The sequence below is a fragment of the Rhodococcus sp. ACPA1 genome, from assembly GCF_002300195.1.
Classification (GTDB): domain Bacteria; phylum Actinomycetota; class Actinomycetes; order Mycobacteriales; family Mycobacteriaceae; genus Rhodococcus_F; species Rhodococcus_F opacus.
On record NZ_NSDX01000006.1, the window covers coordinates 107,941 to 128,739 of the forward strand.

Here is a 20,799-nt window from a genome sequence, read left to right on the forward strand (position 1 = left end):
GCAGTGACAACAGGTGACACGACCGGCGGCACCGAACTCGATGTGTTCTCGGCGCAGCTCGGCTTCGTGCTCGACCCCTTCCAGATCAACGCCTGCCGCGCGCTCGAGGGCGGCCACGGCGTCCTCGTCTGCGCCCCGACCGGCGCGGGAAAGACCGTGGTCGGCGAATTCGCCGTGCACCTGGCGCTCGGCGCCGGGCGTAAGTGCTTCTACACCACACCGATCAAGGCGCTGAGCAACCAGAAGTACGCGGAACTGGTGCGGCGGTACGGCAAGGACACGGTCGGGCTGCTGACCGGCGATTCGAGCATCAACTCGGACGCCCCGGTGGTCGTCATGACCACCGAGGTGCTGCGGAACATGCTGTACGCCGACTCCCCGGCGCTGCGCGGATTGTCCCACGTCGTCATGGACGAGGTGCACTTCCTCGCGGACCGGTTCCGCGGGGCCGTGTGGGAAGAGGTGATCCTGCACCTTTCCGAGGACGTCCGCCTCGTCAGCCTGTCGGCGACCGTCAGCAACGCCGAGGAGTTCGGCGCGTGGATGGAAACGGTGCGCGGCGACACCACCGTGGTGGTCGACGAGAACCGCCCGATCCCGCTGTGGCAGCACATCATGGTCGGGAAGCGGCTGTTCGACCTGTTCGACACGAGGGCGCGCAGCGGGGACGCGCTAAAGGATCTGGTGGTCGACCAGGATCTGGTCCGTCACGTCAAACAACGGCAGGCCCTCGAGCGGGCCGACTCGTGGGAGTCGCGGGGCAGGGGCCGCCGTGGTGGCGGCCGCGGGTTCTCCAACGACTTCCGGCCGCTGCCCCGACCGGAAGTGATCTCCCGCCTCGACGACGAGGGACTCCTCCCGGCGATCACGTTCATCTTCAGCCGCGCCGGGTGCGACGCCGCGCTGGCCCAGTGCCTGCGGTCCCGCCTCGATCTGACGACGCCGGAGCAGGTCGCCGAGATCCGGACCATCATCGACGCCCACACCGCGGAGCTGCCCAAGGCCGATCTGGAGGTCCTCGGGTACTGGGAATGGCGCAAGGCGCTCGAGCGGGGCCTCGCCGCGCACCACGCGGGGATGCTGCCCGCGTTCCGGCAGACGGTCGAGGAGTTGTTCGTCAAGGGACTGATCCGGGCCGTGTTCGCCACCGAGACGCTGGCGCTCGGCATCAACATGCCCGCCCGCACGGTCGTCCTCGAACGCCTCGTCAAATACAACGGCGAGGCCCACGCCGAACTCACCCCGGGGGAGTACACGCAGCTCACCGGCCGGGCCGGACGTCGCGGCATCGACATCGAGGGTCACGCGGTAGTCCTGTGGCAGCCCGGGGTGGAACCCGTGGACGTCGCCGGGCTGGCCTCCACACGCACGTTCCCGCTCCGCAGCTCGTTCCGTCCCGGCTACAACATGACCATCAACCTGGTCGATCGCATGGGCGCGGCGGAATCACGGGCCCTGCTCGAGCGGTCGTTCGCCCAATTCCAGGCCGACCGGTCCGTGGTCGGCCTGACGCGCGGCATCGAACGTAACGAGGCCGCGCTCACCACGCTCCGCGAACGGCTGGGCGGCGAGGACGGCGAGTACTTCGAATACGCGCGCCTGCGGGAGGAACTGAGCAGCCGGGAACGGACACTCGAACGGGCAGGCCGAACCGAACGACGGGACGCCGCCGTCGCCTCGCTCGTCGCACTGCGGCGCGGCGACGTGATCGCGATCCCCGTCGGACGGCACTCCGGTCTGGCCGTGGTGCTGGAACCGGACCGGGACCCGACGGATCCGAAACCACTGATCCTCACCGAGGCGAAGTGGGCGGGCCGGGTGTCGGCCGGCGACTTCCCCGAGCCTGCACGGTCTTTGGGATCGATGCGGTTGCCGCGGCGCTTCGATCACCACACCGCCCGCGTGCGACGCGATCTGGCATCGGCATTGCGCAGCACCGGAATCGTTGCGCCGGGTCGCCGGAAGCGAAAGAAGTCGGGTGCCGGCGCCGACGACGCCGAGATCGCGCGGCTGCGGCGCGCCATCCGGCAGCACCCGTGCCACAGTTGGCCCGACCGCGAGCAGCTCAGCCGGATCGGTGAACGCTACAACCGGCTGGCCCGCGAGACCGAGACGATGCGGCAGAAGGTGGCTGCCACGACGAACTCGTTGGCGCGCACGTTCGATCGCATCCTGTCGCTGCTCGCCGAGCGCGACTACATCTCGGCGGGCGAACACCCCGACGCCACCGAACACGGCACGCGGTTGAGTCGAATCTATTGCGAGAGCGACCTCTTGGTGGCCGAGTGCCTCCGGCAGGGTGTGTGGAAGGGCCTCGGGCCCGCGGAGCTCGCCGCCGTCGTGTCCGCCGTGATCTTCGAATCGCGCCGTGAAGGGGACACCGTCGAAGGCGGCGGTCCGGGAGCATTGCGGCACGCCCTCGACGAGACGGTGCGGGTGTGGCGGGAGCTACGGGCGGACGAGATCCGGCACAAACTGCCGCCCACCCGTGAGCCGGACCTCGGCTTCGCTGCCGCGATCTTCCACTGGGCGAGCGACAATTCGCTCGTCGAGGCGCTGATCGCGGCAGGAGATCAGGGGCGTGCGCTGTCTGCCGGCGACTTCGTGCGGTGGTGCAGGCAGGTGATCGACCTGCTCGAACAGGTCCGGTCGACGTCCCCCGATCCGGAGGTCGGCAAGGCAGCAGGTCGTGCGGTCGCGGCGATCCGCCGCGGTGTCGTCGCCGTGGATGCTGCGTGACCCGACGCCGTGTGGTTGGATTCGCACGCCGTCCGAGGGCCCGAATCCGATGGTGGGGCGTTACGGTAGGTACAAAACTTGACACGTGAGCGGGAGGCGACGATGAGCGGCCCTTACGGACCGAACGACCCGAACGGGCAATGGGCCCAGGGACAGCAACCGGGCCAGGGTAACCCTGACCAGACCGGCGGCCAGTACGGGGCGCCGCAGTACGGTCAGCAGCCGCCCGCCCAGCCGTGGGGACAGCCGGCACCGGGTCAGCCTCAGCAGCCCGGGCAGCCGCAGTGGGGTCAGCACCCGCAGCAGCCCGGACAGCCGCAGTGGGGTCAGCAGCCGCAACCCGGTCAGCTCGGACAGCCGGGTCCGGGACAGTGGGGTCAGCAGCCCGGGCAGCCGCAGTGGGGTCAGCAACCGGGTCAGCCGCAGCAGTGGGGCCCGACCCCCGGCCAGCAGCAGTGGGGGCAGCCGCCGTCGTCGGGGAAGTCGAAGCTGCCGTTGATCATCGGCGGTGTGGTGGCTCTGCTGGTGATCGTGGGTATCGCCCTGGTGCTCGCGTTCACGGTGTTCGGCACGGACACACTCGACCAGAAGGCGGCCGAGGACGGTGTCGAGCGCATCGTCACCGATTCGTACGGCGCCGAGAACGTGTCCGGTGTCACGTGCCCCGCGGATCAGGAAGTGAAGAAGGGCAACAGCTTCACGTGCAGTCTCACCGTGGACGGTGAGAAGAAGCAGGTCACTCTCACCTTCACCGACGACAAGGGCACGTACGAGGTGAGCCGCCCCAGTTAGACACGCCCTCGGCCCACCCGGCCGTCACGGAACTCGTGCGGCGGCCACCTTTTTCATCGCCGCCGTGAGGCGGCCGACGGAATTCTCGATTCCGAGTTCCTCCGCCAGCCTGCCGAGCCGGTCCGCATCGACCGGTTCGGCCGGCAGCGTGTCTTCGCGGGACAGTTCGACATCCGCGTTCCGCACCACCCGCACCACCGGCAGTGCCGCGTCGAGATAGTCGGCTGCGGCGGCGAATTTCGCGCGCGCACCCTTCGCCATGTCGGATTCGGGATCGACTGCGGCGGCCCGCAGGGCGGCGAGCGATCCGTACTGCATGATCAGGCTCGACGCGGTCTTCTCGCCGATTCCCTTCACTCCCGGCAGCCCGTCGGACGAGTCGCCGCGCAGCAGGGCGAGTTCGGCGTAGGCCTCACCGGCCCGGTCGGCGGGCACCCCGTACTTGGCTGCGACCTCTTCCGGCCCGAGCAGTTCGGCCTTGGCGAGGCCGCGCACCACGTACAGCACCCGCACCGGCACCGGGTCGTCCGTGACGACCTGCAGGAGGTCGCGGTCGCCGGTGACGACGATGGTGGTGTCGCGGGTCTCGGTGGCGGCCAGGGTGCCGAGAACGTCGTCGGCCTCGAGGCCTTCCGCACCGGCGGTCGCGATTCCGGTGGCGGCCAGGACATCCAGGATCATCGGGACCTGCGGCGACAGGGTGTCGGGCACCTCTTCCTCCGCCCCGCCGGTGTCCTCGGCGACCCGGTGCGCCTTGTAGGTGGGCACGGCCTCGACGCGGAACGCGGGCCGCCAGTCGAGGTCGAGGCACACCGCGAGCCGGGACGGCTGGTGCTTGGTGATCAGTGCGGCCACCATGTCGGTGAACCCGCGCACCGCGTTGACGGATCGACCGTCGGGTGAGGTGATCGAGTCGGGTAGCGCGTAGTACGCGCGAAACCACAGGCTGGCACCGTCGAGGAGAAGCAGAGGCCCTGTCATGACCCTCATCCTGCCAAACCGGTTTAGCCTGAAGCCATGAGTTCCCTCGGCGCATCGACTTCTCGCTTCCCGACCACCATCTATGCCGACCGGATCGCTCGCGCAGGCGCACTGGCCCGCGACGCCGGACTCGACGGCCTCCTCATCACCCCCGGACCCGACCTGCGGTATCTGCTGGGTTCGCGCGCGGAGTCGTTCGAACGGCTCACCTGCCTGGTGATTCCCGCGAACGGCGACACCGCGTCCGTGGTCGTGCCGCGGCTCGAACTGGCGTCGCTCACCGAGTCGGCGGCGTCCGAACTCGGGTTGACGATCCGCGACTGGGTCGACGGGGTCGACCCGTACTCGTTGGTGTCGGGACTGCTGCCGTCGCCTGCCCGGACCGCCGTCACCGATGCGATGCCTGCGCTGCACCTGATTCCGCTCTCGGAGGCGCTCGGCGCGCTGCCGCTCCTGGCCACCGGGGTGCTGCGGGAGCTGCGGATGGTCAAGGACGACGCGGAGATCGACGCGTTGCGCCGGGCCGGTCAGGCCATCGACCGGGTCCACGCTCGGATGGCGGAGTTCCTGAAGGTCGGCCGCACCGAGGCCGAGGTGGCGGCGGACATCACCGCCGCGATCCTGGCGGAGGGACACACCGAGGCGGCGTTCGTCATCGTCGGCTCGGGGCCGCACGGCGCCGACCCGCACCACGAGGTGTCCGAGCGGGTCGTCGAATCGGGTGACGTCGTGGTCATCGACATCGGCGGACCCGTCGAGCCCGGCTACAACTCCGACTCCACCCGCACGTACAGCATGGGTGAGCCCGATCCGGGTGTGGCCGCCAAGTTCGCGGTACTGGAGGAGGCGCAGGCGGCGGCCGTCGACCTGGTGCGTCCCGGCATCACCGCCGAGGCGGTCGACGCGGCCGCCCGCGACCTGCTGGCCGCGCAGGGGCTGGCCGAGGTGTTCGTGCACCGGACCGGGCACGGAATCGGGTTGTCGGTGCACGAGGAGCCGTACATCGTGTCGGGTAACGCGATCGAGCTGGCCGAGGGGATGGCGTTCAGCGTGGAGCCGGGCATCTACTTCCGCGGGGAGTGGGGTGCACGGATCGAGGACATCGTGATCGTGACCGCCGACGGCTGTGAGCCGGTCAACACCCGGCCCCACGGGCTGACGGTTCTCCCCGGCTGAGCACCGGGAGTGTGCGGGGGCGGTGCGGCGCGGGTAGTAACATCTTCCATTTGTTCACGACCGCACTCGCCGCTGCACGTCTGCGGAGAGTCGGGATCACAGATCACGCGAAGGTGTCATGGAAAGCGTCGCCCCGAAGGTAACCGTCGTCGTACCGACCTACAACGAACGCGACAACCTGCCCAAGATCGTCGAGCTTCTCGCGGCGTCGGAAATTCCGAACCTGCATGTGCTGGTCGTCGACGACAACTCGCCGGACGGCACAGGTGAGGTCGCCGATACGCTCGCGCAGAGCGGTCCGATCCCGGTCGGAGTCCTGCACCGGACCGTGAAGGACGGCCTCGGACGGGCCTACGTCGCCGGGATGACCCGGGCGCTCGCCGAGGGCGCGGACATCGTGATCCAGATGGACGCCGACCTGTCGCACCCCACCGAGGCCATCCCGCGGATGGTGGAGACCCTGGCGACGACGGATGCGGCCGTCGTCCTCGGCTCCCGCTACGTGGCCGGTGGCGCGGTCGCCAGCGACTGGCCCTGGCATCGCAAGGCGCTGTCGGCGTGGGCGAACTTCTACGTCAACGCGATCCTGCGGTTGCGCGTCAAGGACGCCACCGCGGGGTTCAAGGCGTGGCACGCGGACACGCTGCGGGCCATCGACGTCGACGGTGTGCAGAGCAACGGGTACGCGTTCCAGGTGGAGATGAACTATCGCACGGTGCAGCGCGGCATGACCATCGCCGAGGTCCCGATCCGTTTCGAGGAGCGCACCGACGGGGTGTCCAAGATGAGCCTCGCCGTGCAGATAGAGTCCGCGCTGGTCCCGTGGAAGTTGCGGTTCAGTGGTGACGCAGCGCAGCCGAGCCGAGTACGCGGCTGACGGCGATCTCCACGACCACGCGGGTCGGGTTCACCCGGGGCTGGCGGTACCTGGCGGCGTAGCGGGCCACGGCGTCGGCGACGGACTCGGGGTCGGTCAACACCCGGGCGGGGCCCTCGAGGGTCATCCAGCGCGGCCCGTCCACCTGGCTCACCGCGCCATACCCTCCGCGTTCGGCGTTGAGGGCCTTCTGCGAGGAGCCGTTGGTGATGACCCGCGCCAGCCCGTGCTCCTGATCCCAGGTGAAGCCGACGGCGACGACGTGCGGGGTGCCGTTCTTGCGGAGCGTGGTGAGCGTCCCGAGATGGTATTCGCCGAGGAAGGTGAGCGCCGCGTCGGTCAGGCGGATCGGGGTGGAGGGGGTGCGGTCCATGCCCCGACGGTAATCCAGGACACTGGACGGGTGAGCCTGGGATCGAAGAAGAACAGCGGCAAGCCCGGCGACGACGGGGTGGTACTCCTCCTCGGTGGTCGCAGTGAGATCGGCCTCGAGATCGCCACCCGCCTCGCGCCCGGCCGCACGATCGTCCTCGCCGCCCGCCGCAGCACCGAACTCGGCGCCGAACGGCAGGCGCTGCTGGACGCGGGCGCGTCCGTGGTGGACTGCGTGGAATTCGACGCCGACGACCTCGACAGCCACGAGAAGCTGCTGCGGTCCGTGGTGGACGCGCACGGACCGCTGTCGGTGGCAGTGCTGGCGTTCGGCATTCTCGGCGATCAGGCGCGCGCTGAGCGGGACGCACGGCACGCCGTTGCCGTGGTCCACACCGACTACGTCGCGCAGGTCGGTGTGCTCACGCATCTCGCGACCCTGCTCCGGGAACAGCGGTCGGGACGGATCGTGGTGTTCTCGTCCGTCGCGGGTGTGCGCGTGCGCCGCGCCAACTACGTGTACGGGTCGGCGAAGGCGGGCCTGGACGGGTTCGCCTCGGGTCTCGGTGACGCCCTCCACGGCAGCGGCGTCTCCCTCCTGCTCGTGCGGTCGGGTTTCGTGATCGGCCGGATGACCGAGGGGATGTCGCCGGCGCCGATGTCGAGCACACCGGCACAGGTCGCGGACGCGGTCGTGCGGGGTCTGCACCGCGGTGCGAGCCGAGTGTGGGTGCCGGGACGGTTGCGCCCGGTGTTCTTCGTCATGAGGTTGCTGCCGCAGGCGGTCTGGCGCCGGATGCCGCGATGACCGACCCGATCGTCGTCGTCGGTATCGGTGCCGACGGGTGGGACGGTCTGTCGGCGTCCGCGCGACGCGCGATCGAGGGCGCCGACGTCGTGATGGGTTCGGGCCGGCAACTCGCCCTGATTCCCGAGTCGCCGGCGCTGCGGGTGGACTGGCCGTCCCCGCTCGTCCCCGCGCTGCCGGGCCTGTTCGAACAGCACCACGACCGGCGGGTGTGCGTCCTGGCCAGCGGAGACCCGATGTTCCACGGTATCGGCGTCACCCTCGTCGACCTCCTCGGTGCGGAGCGGGTGCGGGTGATCTCGCACCCGTCGTCGGCCACGCTGGCCTGCGCCCGGCTGGGCTGGGCGGCGCACGAGACGCCCGTGGTCAGTCTCGTGAACCGGCCCGTGGACACGCTCCTGCCTGCACTCGGCGATCACACGCGACTGCTCGTGCTGAGCCGCGACGAGCACACTCCCGCCGCCGCGGCCGAACTCCTGACGAAACACGGGTTCGGACTGTCGCGGCTCACCGTGCTCGGCGAACTGGGCGGACCCGACGAGTCGAGGCTCGACGGCACGGCGTCGGCCTGGTCGCACGAGCCGGGGGCCCGGCTGAACGTGGTCGCGATCGACTGCCGGGCCGACTCCGGCACCCTCCGGTTGACCCGGATGCCCGGACTGCCCGACGTCGTGTTCACGGGCGACGGGCAGATGACCAAACACGAGATCCGCGCCCTGACGCTCTGCGCCCTCGCCCCCGCGGCGGGTGAGCTGCTGTGGGACGTGGGGGGTGGGTCCGGCACGGTCGCGATCGAATGGATGCGCACCCACCCCCTCTGCCGGGCAGTGACTTTCGAGCGCAGCGCGGCACGTGCCGACCAGATCGAGTCGAACGCTTCAGCGCTCGGGGTGCCGTCTCTCCCCGTGTTCGGTGACGCACCCGCAGCGTTCGAGGACGTACCGCCGGAACTGTCCACACCGGACGCGATCTTCGTCGGCGGTGGCGTCACGCAGGACGGTCTGCTCGAGGAGTGCTGGTCCCGGCTTCGGCTCGGCGGCCGGATGGTCGCCAACGCGGTGACAGCGGAATCGGAAGCACTTCTGCTGCAGTGGTTCTCGAAATGCGGAGGGCAGCTCCGCAAGTTTCAGGTGTATCGCGGTGAGCCGCTCGGCGGGTTCACCGCGTGGCGGCCGCAACTGCCGGTTGCGCAGTGGTCGGTGACGAAGCAGTCGAAAGGTGATGCGGCATGACGGTGTACTTCATCGGAGCAGGTCCCGGCGCGGCCGACCTGGTCACGGTCCGCGCGCAGCGGATCATCGCGGCGAGCCCCGTCTGCCTGTACGCGGGCAGTCTCGTCCCGCAGGAACTGCTGGCGGAATGCCCCGAGGGTGCGAGGGTGATCGACACGGCGCGGCTGAGTCTCGACGAGATCGTCGCCCTGCTGATCGAGGCGGACACCGCCGGTCAGGACGTCGCCCGGCTGCATTCGGGTGATCCGTCGATCTTCAGTGCCGTCGCCGAACAGGTGCGCCGGCTCGAGGCTGCCGGCGTCGCGTACACCGTGGTGCCCGGGGTTCCCGCGTTCACCGCCGCGGCGGCGTCGCTGGGGCGGGAGCTGACCGTTCCCGGTGTCTCGCAGTCGATCGTGCTGACCCGCGTGTCCACGCTGTCCACCGCGATGCCGGAGGGTGAGGACCTGCGTTCCCTCGGCCGCAGCGGTGCCACGATGGTGGTGCACCTCGGTGCGCACCGGATCGATCAGATCGCCCTGGAACTCACCGAGAACTACGGCCGCGACTGTCCCGCCGCCGTAGTCGCGTTCGCGTCGCGTCCCGACGAGATCGTGCTCCGCGGCACCCTGGCCACGATCGCCGATCAGGTGAAGGCCGCGGGCGTCACGAAGACCGCCGTGGTGATCGTCGGGAAAGTGCTTGCTGCCGAAGGATTTCCGGACAGCTACCTGTATTCCGCCACCCGCGAGCGCACCACCCACTGAGCGTGGCACGGATCCTGATCCTCGGCGGCACCGGGGAAGCCCGAGCGCTCGCCGCCGCACTCACGGACGTTCCGGGGGTCGACACCGTGTCCTCCCTCGCCGGCCGGGTCCGCGATCCGCGCCTGCCCGTCGGCGACGTGCGGATCGGCGGATTCGGGGGAGCGGACGGACTCGACGAGTGGCTGCGCGCGCATCCCGTCGACGCGATCGTGGACGCGACACACCCGTTCGCGGCGCAGATCACGAGCAACGCCGCCGATGCCGCGCACCGTCGCGGGATACCGCACGTCGTGCTGCGGCGCCCGGAATGGTCTCCACGTCCCGGCGAACGCTGGCACAGCGCCGCCGACCTCGCCGACGCGGCCGCCCTGCTGCCCGACCTGGGAACGAGAGTCTTCCTCACCATCGGCAGGCAGGGTGTCGACGCGTTCGCCGGCCTGCACGCACTGTGGTTTCTGATCCGCGCGATCGATCCACCCGACGTGGCGACGCCACCGCAGTCGACACTGCTGCTCGCCCGCGGGCCGTTCGCGGTGGCCGACGAGATCGCACTGATGCGCGAGCACCGCATCGACGTCCTGGTCACCAAGAACAGTGGCGGCGGTCAGACCGACGCGAAACTCGACGCAGCCCGCGCACTGAGCGTGCCTGTGCTGATGATTCGCCGTCCACCGTTGCCGTCGGCAACAGCAACGGTGGACGACGTCGCGGGAGCAGTCGAGTGGATCGACTCGGTCACACGATGAGGACGTGGGCGCGGTGACCCGTCAGCAGGCCGGCGCCGGCGCGTCCTCGGACAGGGGCTTGCCCTCCGGTTCCGTGTAGAACGCGAGCAACACCAGCGGTTCGGTGCCCAGATTCGAGCCCTCGTGGACGTGATCGCTTCCGTGGTCCTCGGTGATCGCCTGACCGGCTGTCGTCACCGCTTCCGTGCAGTCCTGCAGAGTGCGGGACAGCACACCCGATTCGACGAACGCGTACACCGGACCGTCGTGGTAGTGCCATCCCGTCGTGCCGCCGGGGGCGATCTCGATGCGCCGCAGCGTGAGATCCGTGCCCGCCGAACTGCCCGCGACCGCCGGAATCGTCGTCTCGAACAGAACCTGCGCGGTCACACCCGAAGACGGCGTGGCCTGGGCCGGAGACGTGGACAGTACCGCGGCGACGGCACAGGACAAGACGACCACACTCGATCTGAGCAGCATCGTGACGACCTCTCGGCGCGCTGGCCCCGCACACTGTGCGCAGGCATCCAGGGGAGTGCATTCCGGCGTGTCCAGGGTAGGGCTCCGGAGAGAGCCGCCGCGGAGATATCCGCGAAACCCGATCCCGCGTGGACTACTTCAGCCGCACTTCGAGACGACCTCCCCGTCATCGTCGCACCGATATCGCGCCCGGGCCGGTCGGAGTCAGCCGTTGTCGAGTTCGGTGCGGATCTGCATGGCCAGGACCTTGGAGTAGATCCGGCACAGCTGGAAGTTGCCGGCGGAGAACCACAGTCCGGGTTGTGCGGTCCGCCTCCACGTGTTGCGGACCTCGCCCTCGTCGTCGTATCCCCAGATGGGGCCGACCGTGTCGGCGATCTCGTCGCCGAGCAGCGCGCGGACACCCTCTTGCTGGGTCTGGTATCCGGTCGCCAGGATGACGGCGTCGGCCTCGACGACGTCACCGTTGGTCAAACTCACACCGTCGGCGACGAAGCCTGCCGTGTCGGCGTACTGGACCAGCCCGACCTGCCCGGAGATCAGCAGATCCGAACAGCCGACGTTGAGGTAGTAGCCGCCGCCGCGGCGCATGAACTTCATTTGCTGGCCGGTGTCCTCTTCGCCGTAATCGGTTCGGAAACCGATGCGATTGAGGGCGGCGATCAGGTCCTTGTCGAGTTCCTTCATCGTTGCGGTGATCATCTGGCTGCCGGTGTAGAGGTCGGGATAGACCGTCGCCATCGAGAGGAGGTCGCAGTCCTCGAGGGTCGGTGCAGTCAGGTACGACGCATCCGCCGCCGCGGCCGAGGGGTCGACGCTCACGATGGTGGTCGAACTGCGCTGCACCATCGTCACGTCGATACCGTGAGCATGCAGGTCCTGGGCGACATCGTGGGCACTGTTCCCGGTTCCGACGATGACGACTCGCTGACCCGCGAATTCGCCGGCGTCGTCGTATTCGCTCGAGTGCAGCGTGCGACCGGCGAACTGAGAAAGTCCGGGTAGCTCCGGGACGTACGGGATGCCGCTGACACCCGTCGCGATCACGACGTGCTTGGGGCGCAGGGTGCGAACGGTGCCGTCGCCGCGACGAACCCGCGCAACCCAGGACTGCGACTGTTCGTCGTAGTCTCCGCCGATGAAGGCGGTGGCACCCCAGAAGTTGATTTCCATGGCCTCGACGTACGCCTCGAACCACCCGGCGAGCTTGTCCTTGGGAACGAACTGCGGCCACGTTGCGGGGAAGGGCATGTACGGGAGGTCGTTGAGCCACACCGCGTTGTGCAGGGTCAGGGCGTGGTATCGGGTGCGCCAGTTGTCGCCGGGCCGCGCATGGGTGTCCACGACGAGGGCATCGACGTCGAGCTGTCCGAGCCGGGCCGCGAGGGTCAGTCCCGACTGGCCACCGCCGACGATCAGCACGTCGGGGTCGCGGCTCTCGTAGGCTTGCGCGGCGACACGGCGGTCCAGCCAGTTGGGGCCACCGAACTTGGACGAGTCCGCCTGTCCGACGGGCCGGTGCTCGCCGGTGCGTTCGGGGTGGTCGGCCAGCTGGTCGAGCGTTGTGAACAGGGAGCGTACGAGCAGACCGCGTTCCGGCACGTCGACCAGCCGTGCGACCCCGACCGCGGACCCGGCGAGGGTGTCGAACTCGAAGATGACCTCCAGGCAGGGGATACCCGCCCGCTCCACCAGACGGGGAGGCGTCCGGTTTTCGGCGATCCGGATGTTCGTCGCCTTCGTGAGCTTCTGGCGGCGGAGCAACTCCGCGGGAATCTCGTCGCTGAACGTGCGCAGATCCCCGGTGAATGCCAGCACGTCGCGCCAGTAGGACTGCGGGGCGAAGACAGCGGTGGGCGCGAGTTCGGCGGTGAGGAACCGGGAGAATCCGTCGAGCCACGCCTGCGCGTCGGTTCGAAGATCGGTGTCACTGAAAGTGGTGGTCATGATGTAGTCCTGTCGAAAGTGTAAATGGGTTACGGAATCAGGCGAAGATGCTGGAGCTGCTCGAGGTTGGCGACGAAGCTCTCGTGGGTGTCGATGCACGCGGTGAAGCCGGCCTGGCGGATCTTGATCGTGCTCTGCACCATGTCGGACTCCATGGCGAACCATCCGTCGACGAACGGCCAGGCTGCCACTGCGGACAGCGGCAGCGGACGTAGCTGGTGCCGGGCCACGACGTCGTCCCAGAGTGCGGATTTGTCCGCCATCTGCTCGGCGAGCGTCATCGGCTGCATCGGTGCGACGTCCATGCCGAAGAAGCCGGCGATGTCCGACCACAGATGCTGCCAGCGGAAGTTGTCACCGTTGGTGACGTTGAAGACCTCTCCGCGCGCGGTTTCGGCCTCGAGTGCCCAGTGCACAGCTGCGCCCACGACGCCACTGTCCGTTGCCTGGTGCAGCGCCGTGCAGGCTTTCGGCGTGCCGGGGAAGCGCAGGGGCAGACCTTGATGTCGGCACAGGGTTGCGTAGACGCCGACACCGGTCAGCATGTTCATCGGTGATCCGATGCTCACCCCCAGCACTGCATCCGGTCGGAGGACGGTCCAGGTGTACCCGTGCTGCCGGGCGTCGGCGAAGAGCAGGTCCTCCTGGTCGTTGTAGAAGATGGGACCGAGGTGGCGGGGGTCGGTCTCCTTGGCGGGTGTCTTGTAGAAGCCGAGGTGCTCGCCGTACGACTTTCCACCGCCGATCAGAACGACGTGCCGAAGGGTGGAGGGTGACCCGCCGACCGCCTCGAGCACGTGCCGAAGCATCGCGACGTTCGGTGCGACGGTGGCCGCCATCGACTCACGTTCGGCGTACGCGGCGTAGACGATCGTGTCGATGTCGGAACGGCCGGCCAAGGCAGCCGAGGTGGCCGCGCCGTCGAGGAGATCGACCTGGATGTGGTCGGCGGCTGTCGTCCTGCCCGGCAGCTCGACCGGGCCGCGGCGTGCCACCGTAACCACGTCCCTGCCCTCGTCGGTCAGCGTGCGTACCACTGCGCTGCCGATCACTCCGTGGGCGCCGACGACCAGAGTCTTTCCGTCGCTCATGCGATGCCTCCGGTGCTCGTGGGTGCGGTGCCCGCGCCCAGTGCGACGTACTTCGTCTCGAGGTATTCGGCGAGGCCTTCCGGGCCGCCTTCCCGCCCGTAGCCGGAATGTTTGACACCGCCGAAGGGTGCTGCCGCGTTCGACACCGTTCCCTGGTTGATCGCGACCATTCCGCTGTCGAGTTGTTCGGCGGCGCGGAACGCGCGGTCCAGGTCGCGGGTGAACACATAGGCCGCGAGCCCGTACCGACTCGAGTTCGCGGATTCGAGAACCGCGGTTTCGTCGTCGAAGGAGATGATCGGCGCGACGGGCCCGAAGATCTCCTCCTGGATCAGGAGCGCGTCACCGGGCACGTCGGTGAGGACAGTGGGCGCGAAGAAGCAGCCCGGGCGGTCGAGGGCGTGCCCGCCCGTCTCGACGCGTGCGCCCTTGGCGACGGCGTCGTCGACCAGCCTCTGCACCTGGCGCCGCTGCTTGTCGTCGATGAGCGGGCCGATGTCGGTGCGGGGGTCCATGCCCGGGCCGATGGTCAGCGCGGAGAACCGTTCGGCGAGTTCGGCAGCGAACTCGCCGGCGATCGAGGAATGGACGTACAGGCGGTTGGCGCTGGTGCAGGCTTCCCCGTTGTTGCGCAGTTTCGCCTGTATCGCGGCGTCCACAGCCGAGCCGATGTCCGCATCGTCGAAGACGATGAACGGGGCGTTGCCTCCGAGTTCGAGCGACACGCGCAGCAACTGGTCGGCCGATTGCCGGACCAGTGACTGTCCTACCTCGGTCGAGCCGGTGAACGAGATCTTCCGCAGCCGTGGATCATTCATCGCCGCGGCCACGATTCGGGTCGAATCACTGCTGGGCACGATGTTGACCACTCCGGGGGGAACACCGGCTTCCTCGAGGATCGACGCCGTCGCCAGCATGCTCAGCGGAGTCTGCTTCGCCGGTTTGACGATGCAGGTGCAGCCTGCCGCCAGCGCGGGGCCGATCTTGCGGGTGCCCATCGCCAGGGGAAAGTTCCACGGTGTGACGAACAGGCACGGACCGACGGGCTGGGCCATCGTGACGATCCTGCCGACCCCCGATTCGGTGGGGGTGTAGCGGCCGCCGATGCGCACCGCTTCCTCGGAGTACCAGCGCAGGTATTCGGCTGCGTACGTCACCTCGGCCTGGGCCTGGGCGTAGGGCTTACCCATCTCGAGCGTGGTCAGGGTGGCGAGGTAGTCGGATCGCTCGAGCATGAGCGTGTAGGCGCGGCGCAGGATGTCCGAGCGCACCCGGGGAGCGGTGCGTGCCCAGTCTCGTTGGGCGGCCGCGGCGGCGTCGACAGCGGCGGCCATGTCGGCGAGCCCGCCGTCGGCGATCTGGGCGATCACGTCGCCGGTGGCGGGGTTCTCCACCGCGATGGTCTGACCCGTACCGGGTGACACCCACCTGCCTCCGATGAACAGATCGGTGGGCACTTTTGCCAGTGCGGCATCGGGTTTCATGGTTTCGTACGTCATGGTTTCCTTTGATCGTGTGTCAAGCATGCTGCGCCCCCGAGGACTTCATGCGCAGCCGGTCCAGCGCCACCGCGAGCACGATGACCGCGCCCTGGATGATCTGCTGGTAGAACGTCGAGACGTCGAGCAGCGTCATACCGTTGACGAGAACCCCGATGATCGCCGCACCCACCAAGGTGCCGATCAACGAGCCTCGCCCACCCATCAGTGACGTCCCGCCGAGGACCACGGCAGCGATCGCGGACAATTCGTATCCGGCGCCGAGGTCCGGCACCGCGCTCTGCAGACGGGCCGATGCGATGATTCCGCCCACGGCGGCGCAGAGGCCGGAGATCACGTACACGGTGGTGAGCACTCGCCGGACGGGGATGCCGGCCAGCCGGGCGGCTTCGGCATTGCCGCCGACTGCGCGAACCCAGCGTCCGAAGACGGTGCGATTGAGCAGATACCACCCGCCCGCGAAGACCGCGGCCATGACGAGCACCGGAATCGGCACGCCGAGAAGGGAGCCGTGGCCGAGGACGGCGTAGCCGAGGTCCGTCGAGAACAGGGTCTTGCCGCCCGTACCGACGTAGGTCACTCCGCGTAGGTACGTCAGCGCGGCGAGGGTGACGATGAACGACGCCAGCCCGAGCCCGGCCACCAGCACACCGTTGATCAATCCGATGATCAGGCCGGCGGCCAGCGCACCGAGCAGGGCGACCGGGGCGGGAGCGCCGTTGATGGAGAGAGCGACGGCGACGAATGCGGTCACGCCCACCGCCGAACCGACGGACAGGTCGATGCCTCCGGTCATGATGACGAAGGTCAGTCCCGCACCGAGTATGGCGGTCACGGAGATCTGCCGGGCGACGTCGAAAAGGTTGTCCACCGACAGGAAATACGGTGCGACCGCGGAGAACACGACGATCAGCACGATGAGCGCAAGTGCCACACCGAGCCGATCGGCGAGTGCGGCGACGTGGTGGCGGATGCCGTTCGAGCGCGGGTGCGGCGCCGCCGGCAGGGTGGGGGAGGGAAGTCGGGTGGTCATGAGGTTACCTCGGTGAGCGATGGAGGGGCAGTCGCGCTTCCGGTGGCGTGCCGGATGATGTCTTCCTCGGTCATGCCGTCGCCGGAGACCTCGGCGACGATCTCGCCTTCGCGCATGACGAGGATGCGGTCGGAGAGCCCGATGACCTCCGGAAGCTCGGAGGAGATCAACAGTATTGCAACGCCTTTCGATGCGACCTCGTTGATGAGTGCGTAGATGTCGGCCTTGGCTCCGATGTCGACGCCGCGGGTGGGTTCGTCGAGGATGAGTACCGACGGTTGTTTGGCGAGACAGCGTGCGAGCAGGACCTTCTGCTGATTGCCGCCGGAGAGGTCCCCGACGCGCTGGTCGACGCCGGTGGTCTTGACGCGCATCTGCTCGGTGTATCGAGTGGCCGCGCGCTTCAACGCTGCCGGTGAGGTCCGGCCGAAACGGTTGCGGCCGAACGTAGTACCGAGGCAGACGTTGTCGGCGATCGACATGTCGAGGAACAAGCCTTGTTCTTTACGGCTCTCCGGGAGCATCACGATCCCGGCTGCAGCCGTCGAGCGGGGGTTGCCGAGGTCGACGTGTCGTTCGTCGACCTCGACGCGGCCGGCCGCGGCTTTGTCGAAGCCTGCCACCAGGCGGCACAGTTCACTTCGGCCCGCGCCGACGATGCCGGCCAATCCGACGACCTCGCCCGCGCGGACCTCGATCGAGCACGGTTGCACTCTGTCGGAGGAGAGATCGCTGACCTGGAGGCGGACGTCGGTGCATGTCGTGGCTCGCCGGTGCTGGTACATCGTTTCGACCGGTCTGCCCACCATCGACGTGACGATCCGGTCCGGGGTCATGTCCGCTCGGGCCATCGAGTCGGCGACGACGCCGTCGCGGAGGACGGTGACGTGATCGGCGATGCGGTCGATTTCCGCCATCCGGTGACTGATGTACAGCATGGCCAGACCGTGCGCCTTGAGTTCGGCGACCAGGCGGAGCAGGTTGTCGGCCTCGTCCTGAGAGAGTGCGGCGGTCGGTTCGTCCAGAACGAGGATCCGGGGCTCCTCGGACAGGGCGCGGGCGATCTCGACCAACTGTTGCTGACCCGTACTGAGTTCGGCCACATAGGTTTCGGGCCGGATAGCCGATCCCACCCGGGCCAGGGCCGCGACCGCGAGTCGGCGGGCGGCACCGCGGTCCAATCGACCCAGGCGGTGCCGTGGCTCGCGGCCGAGCACCATGTTCTCGGCGACGGTGAGTTCGGGAACGACACTGAGCTCTTGATGGATGACCGTGAGTCCGTGTGCGCGCGCGTCGCCCGGGCCGCTGAAGTGCGCTGGGGCGCCGGCGATGTGGATCGTTCCCGAGTCCGGTTGGTAGATTCCGGTCAGCACCTTGATCAGGGTCGATTTTCCTGCACCGTTCTCACCGGCGAGGGCGGAGACCGATCCGGAATGCAAGGACAATGACACCCCGCGCAGCACCGAGTTGCCGTTGAAGGACTTCGTGATGCCTTCGAGATGCGCTGCGGGGACCTTCGTGAGCGTACCCATGGTTCATCCCCAGGTGTTGTAGGCAGTGATGGTGTCGGCGGTGACGAGGACGGTAGGAATCAATGTCGGTGCGCTGTCGACTTTCTCGCCGCCGGCGAGACGAACGGCGGTGTCGAGTCCCGAGCGGCCGAGCTGGGCGGGGTCCTGCCCCGAGGTGGCGATGATGGAACTCTTGCCGAGGAGGTCGGTCAGTTGTTTCGCGCCGTCCACTCCGACGACCTTCACGTCGACACCCTTTTGCTGTGCAGCGAGGGAGATTCCGATCGCGGTGGGATCATTGACGCCGAAGAAGCCGTCCACGTCGGGGTTCGCGGTGAGGATGGTGCTCGCGACGTTCATGGCCTTGTCTCGGGTGAGATCTGCGCGCTGAGTGGCAACGACCTCGACATCCGGGTGTGCGTCGAACGCTTCCTGGCAACCCTGCATGCGGTCCGAGATCGCGGATACGGCGGCCCCGTCGACGATGGCCACTTTGCCGGATCCGCCGAGTTGCTCGACGAGATACATGCACGCTTCGCGGCCTGCCTGGACGTTGTCGCTGGTCACGGTCGCGTCGGCGCCGATCGCGGTGACATCGACGGCGACGACGGGGATGTTCGCCTGTGTCGCCCGGAGCAAGGCGGGACCGATGCCGTCGGAATCGACGGCGTCGACGATGATCGAGTCCACCTTCTGCCGGATGAACGTATCGATCTGGTCGCTTTGCACGGCGACGTCGGCATTGGCGTACTGGACGGACACTTCCACGCGCTTCTCGGCGGCGGCCGTTTCGATCGCCTGGCCTTCCGCGAGGAAGAAGGGGTTCGACGCCGCGTTGAGGGTGACGCCGATCGTGGTCCTGCCGTCGTCTCCGGCACCCGCGCCGGACGCGCACGCCGTCATGGTGCCGGCCGCTATCAGCGCGGTACCCAGGGCAGCGGCGATCTTCGACGGCGTTTTCGCACGCGGACAGGTTCTATCGAGAACTGACATCTGGCTGTTCCTTCTTGCTGGTCTGGATCGGTCAGACGACGGGCGTGACGCCGCCGTCGATGCAGAAATTCGCCCCCGACACGAAACTTGCGCGGGTGGACGCGAGATAGACGACGATGCCCGCCACCTCGTCCACGGTTCCCAGCCGTCCAACCGGGATCTTGTTCAGTTCAACGTATTTGGCGAGCGCAGTCTCTTTGTCGACGCCGAATTCGGCCGCCAGCGAATCGGCGATACCGCCGGGCCGGTCGTAGATCGGAGATCGGATGAACGCCGGCGACACGACGTTCGATCGGATGCCTTCGGAGGTGAACTCCGCGGCGAGGACTTTCGAGAGCATCAGAATCGCAGCTTTGGAGACGCTGTAGTCGGGCAGCCGGGGATTGGGCATCCGGGCCGCTTCCGATGCGATGTGGACGAGGGCGCCGTCGCCGTGCCGGCGCATGGCTGTGATCGCCGCACGGGACGCCCGGACATAGCCCATCAGATTGAGGTCCAGCGTGAGCGCCCAGTCGTCGTCGGACGTCGTCAGGAAGCTGTCGCGTACCGGTGCGACACCGGCGTTGTTGACCAGGACGTCGACGCGCCCGAACTGGTCGAGCGCGAAGTCGATCATCGTCTGGGCGCCGGACGGATCGAGGAGGTCGACGTTCGTCAGGCGTAGGTGCTCGGAATCGTGGGGCAGGTCCGAGGTGGTGACGTCGAGATCGGCGCCGACCACCTCGGCCCCCGCTGCGAGCATGTGTCGAACACAGGCCCCGCCGATGCCGCCCCCTGCACCGGTGATCACGACCACGCGGTCGTGAAGCTCGCCGCTCATGTCCTTGCCTCCTGCTGGTGAGTTGAACCACTGACTGTGGTGCTCACCACTGTCTCACGTCACGGACGACATGTCTAGTAGGCGGGACAAACTAACCAAGGAGGACGCGAATGGGTGGGGTGCTACCCGAAGTTCGCGACCTTCTGGCCGGCGAGATCTACGCCGAGGGCACGAGAAATCTCCTGTCCGCCGCTGATCACCTCCGCCTTCCAGCGGTCGCTATCGGCTCCGAGGATGGATTCGCGAACGCCGCTGATCGACAGTGCGGCCCGGACCCGGCCCTGGTAGTCGATGATCGGGACGCCGATCGCGGCCACGCCGACCGTCACGTCCTGGTCGCTGATCGCGATCCCCTCGTCGCGGGTGCGCCGCAGAAGTGCCCGCAATTCGGATGGCTCGGCGGGGGTGGAGGGCGTCAGTCGTGTCAGCGGCGTGTTGCGGGCGATATAGGCCTCCCACTCGCTCTCATCTCGGAATGCCAGGATGGCGCGGGAGGCGGCACCAGTGTGCATCGGCAGGGACCCGCCCAGCCGCAGGGCCAGCGACTGCACGCGTTTGCCGTCGAGGCGTTCGATGCAGACTGCCTGGTCGCCGCGGGGAACGCAGAGGAATACCGTCTCGCCGGTGAGTGCGTGCAGCCGTTCCATGACCGGCTGTGCGAACTGGCGCTCGTCGAACCGTTCGACCACTGCCGAACCGAGTGACACCAACTTGAACCCGAGGCGGAACTTGCCGCGCCGCGATCCCGCCTCCACGAGGTCTTCCTCTTGCAAGCTCGCCAGCAGGCGGTACATCGAGCTGCGCGGCTCGTTTATCGCTTCCGCGATTTCGGTGGCGGTTGCCTCCCCCTTGGCCAGGAAGTCGAGCAACTCCGCGACCTTGCGTACCAACATCAAACTTCCGTCATTTGCCATACGTCCAGATTATCGCTCAGTGGACAAACAGTCCATCAAATAGTTTTATTGCTCTATGGACAT

19 protein-coding genes are annotated in these 20,799 nt (G+C 68.1%); 8 read left to right on the forward strand and 11 right to left on the reverse strand.

Translation table 11 applies throughout. The annotated features are described in order from the left end of the window. The first annotated feature begins 3 nt into the window (after window positions 1–3). Both CJ177_RS29900 and CJ177_RS29905 read left to right on the forward strand, forming a co-directional pair. Window positions 4–2,739, forward strand: a complete 2,736-nt coding sequence (locus CJ177_RS29900) for an RNA helicase (protein ID WP_005242967.1) — start codon at window positions 4–6, stop codon at window positions 2,737–2,739. A 102-nt stretch (window positions 2,740–2,841) separates the two neighbouring features. Continuing rightward, entirely contained in the window at window positions 2,842–3,531 is a 690-nt protein-coding gene (locus tag CJ177_RS29905) for a DUF4333 domain-containing protein (protein WP_095869276.1), read from the forward strand. Between the two features lie 24 nt (window positions 3,532–3,555). Here the strand turns inward: CJ177_RS29905 and CJ177_RS29910 are convergent, their stop codons facing one another. Continuing rightward, entirely contained in the window at window positions 3,556–4,512 is a 957-nt protein-coding gene (locus CJ177_RS29910) for a 5'-3' exonuclease (protein WP_095869277.1), read from the reverse strand. Window positions 4,513–4,548: 36 nt separating this feature from the next. Between CJ177_RS29910 and CJ177_RS29915 the strand changes: the two genes are divergently transcribed. Next, on the forward strand, window positions 4,549–5,688 hold the full coding sequence (locus tag CJ177_RS29915; RefSeq protein ID WP_061046058.1) for a Xaa-Pro peptidase family protein: 1,140 nt from the start codon (window positions 4,549–4,551) through the stop codon (window positions 5,686–5,688). A gap of 118 nt (window positions 5,689–5,806) precedes the next feature. Beyond that, window positions 5,807–6,565, forward strand: coding sequence for a polyprenol monophosphomannose synthase (locus CJ177_RS29920; protein ID WP_005242959.1), 759 nt, complete (start codon window positions 5,807–5,809; stop codon window positions 6,563–6,565). Here the strand turns inward: CJ177_RS29920 and CJ177_RS29925 are convergent. Continuing rightward, the gene (locus CJ177_RS29925) at window positions 6,525–6,938 is read right to left on the reverse strand and encodes a TIGR03618 family F420-dependent PPOX class oxidoreductase (RefSeq protein ID WP_005242958.1); all 414 of its coding nucleotides are present in this window, start codon (window positions 6,936–6,938) and stop codon (window positions 6,525–6,527) included. The genes CJ177_RS29920 and CJ177_RS29925 overlap by 41 nt on opposite strands. A gap of 30 nt (window positions 6,939–6,968) precedes the next feature. On the opposite strand from CJ177_RS29925, the gene CJ177_RS29930 reads away from it, so the two are divergent. The 4 genes from CJ177_RS29930 to CJ177_RS29945 are packed head-to-tail and all read left to right on the forward strand — an operon-like array spanning window position 6,969 to window position 10,469. Continuing rightward, the gene (locus tag CJ177_RS29930) at window positions 6,969–7,745 is read left to right on the forward strand and encodes an SDR family NAD(P)-dependent oxidoreductase (RefSeq protein WP_025432815.1); all 777 of its coding nucleotides are present in this window, start codon (window positions 6,969–6,971) and stop codon (window positions 7,743–7,745) included. Next, complete coding sequence (gene cbiE / locus CJ177_RS29935; protein ID WP_095869278.1) at window positions 7,742–8,977, forward strand: precorrin-6y C5,15-methyltransferase (decarboxylating) subunit CbiE; 1,236 nt, start codon at window positions 7,742–7,744, stop codon at window positions 8,975–8,977. Before CJ177_RS29930 ends, cbiE begins: the two co-directional genes overlap by 4 nt. Beyond that, window positions 8,974–9,723, forward strand: coding sequence for a precorrin-4 C(11)-methyltransferase (gene cobM, locus CJ177_RS29940; protein ID WP_095869279.1), 750 nt, complete (start codon window positions 8,974–8,976; stop codon window positions 9,721–9,723). Before cbiE ends, cobM begins: the two co-directional genes overlap by 4 nt. Window positions 9,724–9,725: 2 nt before the next feature. Next, window positions 9,726–10,469, forward strand: coding sequence for a cobalt-precorrin-6A reductase (locus tag CJ177_RS29945; protein WP_061046056.1), 744 nt, complete (start codon window positions 9,726–9,728; stop codon window positions 10,467–10,469). Between the two features lie 21 nt (window positions 10,470–10,490). Here the strand turns inward: CJ177_RS29945 and CJ177_RS29950 are convergent, their stop codons facing one another. The 9 genes from CJ177_RS29950 to CJ177_RS29990 all read right to left on the reverse strand — a co-directional run bounded on the left by CJ177_RS29950 (window position 10,491) and on the right by CJ177_RS29990 (window position 20,715). Then, complete coding sequence (locus tag CJ177_RS29950; RefSeq protein ID WP_061046055.1) at window positions 10,491–10,928, reverse strand: cupin domain-containing protein; 438 nt, start codon at window positions 10,926–10,928, stop codon at window positions 10,491–10,493. A 204-nt stretch (window positions 10,929–11,132) separates the two neighbouring features. Further along, window positions 11,133–12,875, reverse strand: coding sequence for an NAD(P)/FAD-dependent oxidoreductase (locus CJ177_RS29955; protein ID WP_005242946.1), 1,743 nt, complete (start codon window positions 12,873–12,875; stop codon window positions 11,133–11,135). A gap of 29 nt (window positions 12,876–12,904) precedes the next feature. Beyond that, window positions 12,905–13,966, reverse strand: a complete 1,062-nt coding sequence (locus CJ177_RS29960) for an SDR family oxidoreductase (RefSeq protein ID WP_095869280.1) — start codon at window positions 13,964–13,966, stop codon at window positions 12,905–12,907. Beyond that, window positions 13,963–15,465 carry an NAD-dependent succinate-semialdehyde dehydrogenase gene (locus tag CJ177_RS29965; protein ID WP_095869281.1) on the reverse strand — a complete coding sequence of 501 codons (1,503 nt, stop codon included), beginning with the start codon at window positions 15,463–15,465 and terminating at the stop codon, window positions 13,963–13,965. Before CJ177_RS29965 ends, CJ177_RS29960 begins: the two co-directional genes overlap by 4 nt. Before the next feature lie 19 nt (window positions 15,466–15,484). After that, window positions 15,485–16,498, reverse strand: a complete 1,014-nt coding sequence (locus tag CJ177_RS29970; protein ID WP_005242941.1) for an ABC transporter permease — start codon at window positions 16,496–16,498, stop codon at window positions 15,485–15,487. Continuing rightward, window positions 16,495–18,030 (reverse strand): sugar ABC transporter ATP-binding protein, encoded by a 1,536-nt coding sequence (locus CJ177_RS29975; RefSeq protein WP_095869282.1) that lies wholly within the window; start codon window positions 18,028–18,030, stop codon window positions 16,495–16,497. The genes CJ177_RS29970 and CJ177_RS29975 overlap by 4 nt, the downstream gene beginning before the upstream one ends. 3 nt (window positions 18,031–18,033) lie before the next feature. Next, entirely contained in the window at window positions 18,034–19,002 is a 969-nt protein-coding gene (locus tag CJ177_RS29980) for a substrate-binding domain-containing protein (RefSeq protein WP_095869283.1), read from the reverse strand. A 31-nt stretch (window positions 19,003–19,033) separates the two neighbouring features. After that, a complete protein-coding gene (locus CJ177_RS29985; RefSeq protein WP_005242937.1) occupies window positions 19,034–19,822 on the reverse strand; it encodes an SDR family NAD(P)-dependent oxidoreductase in 789 nt (262 codons plus the stop codon). Between the two features lie 122 nt (window positions 19,823–19,944). Next, entirely contained in the window at window positions 19,945–20,715 is a 771-nt protein-coding gene (locus CJ177_RS29990; RefSeq protein WP_231914475.1) for an IclR family transcriptional regulator, read from the reverse strand. Between the last annotated feature and the right edge of the window lie 84 nt (window positions 20,716–20,799).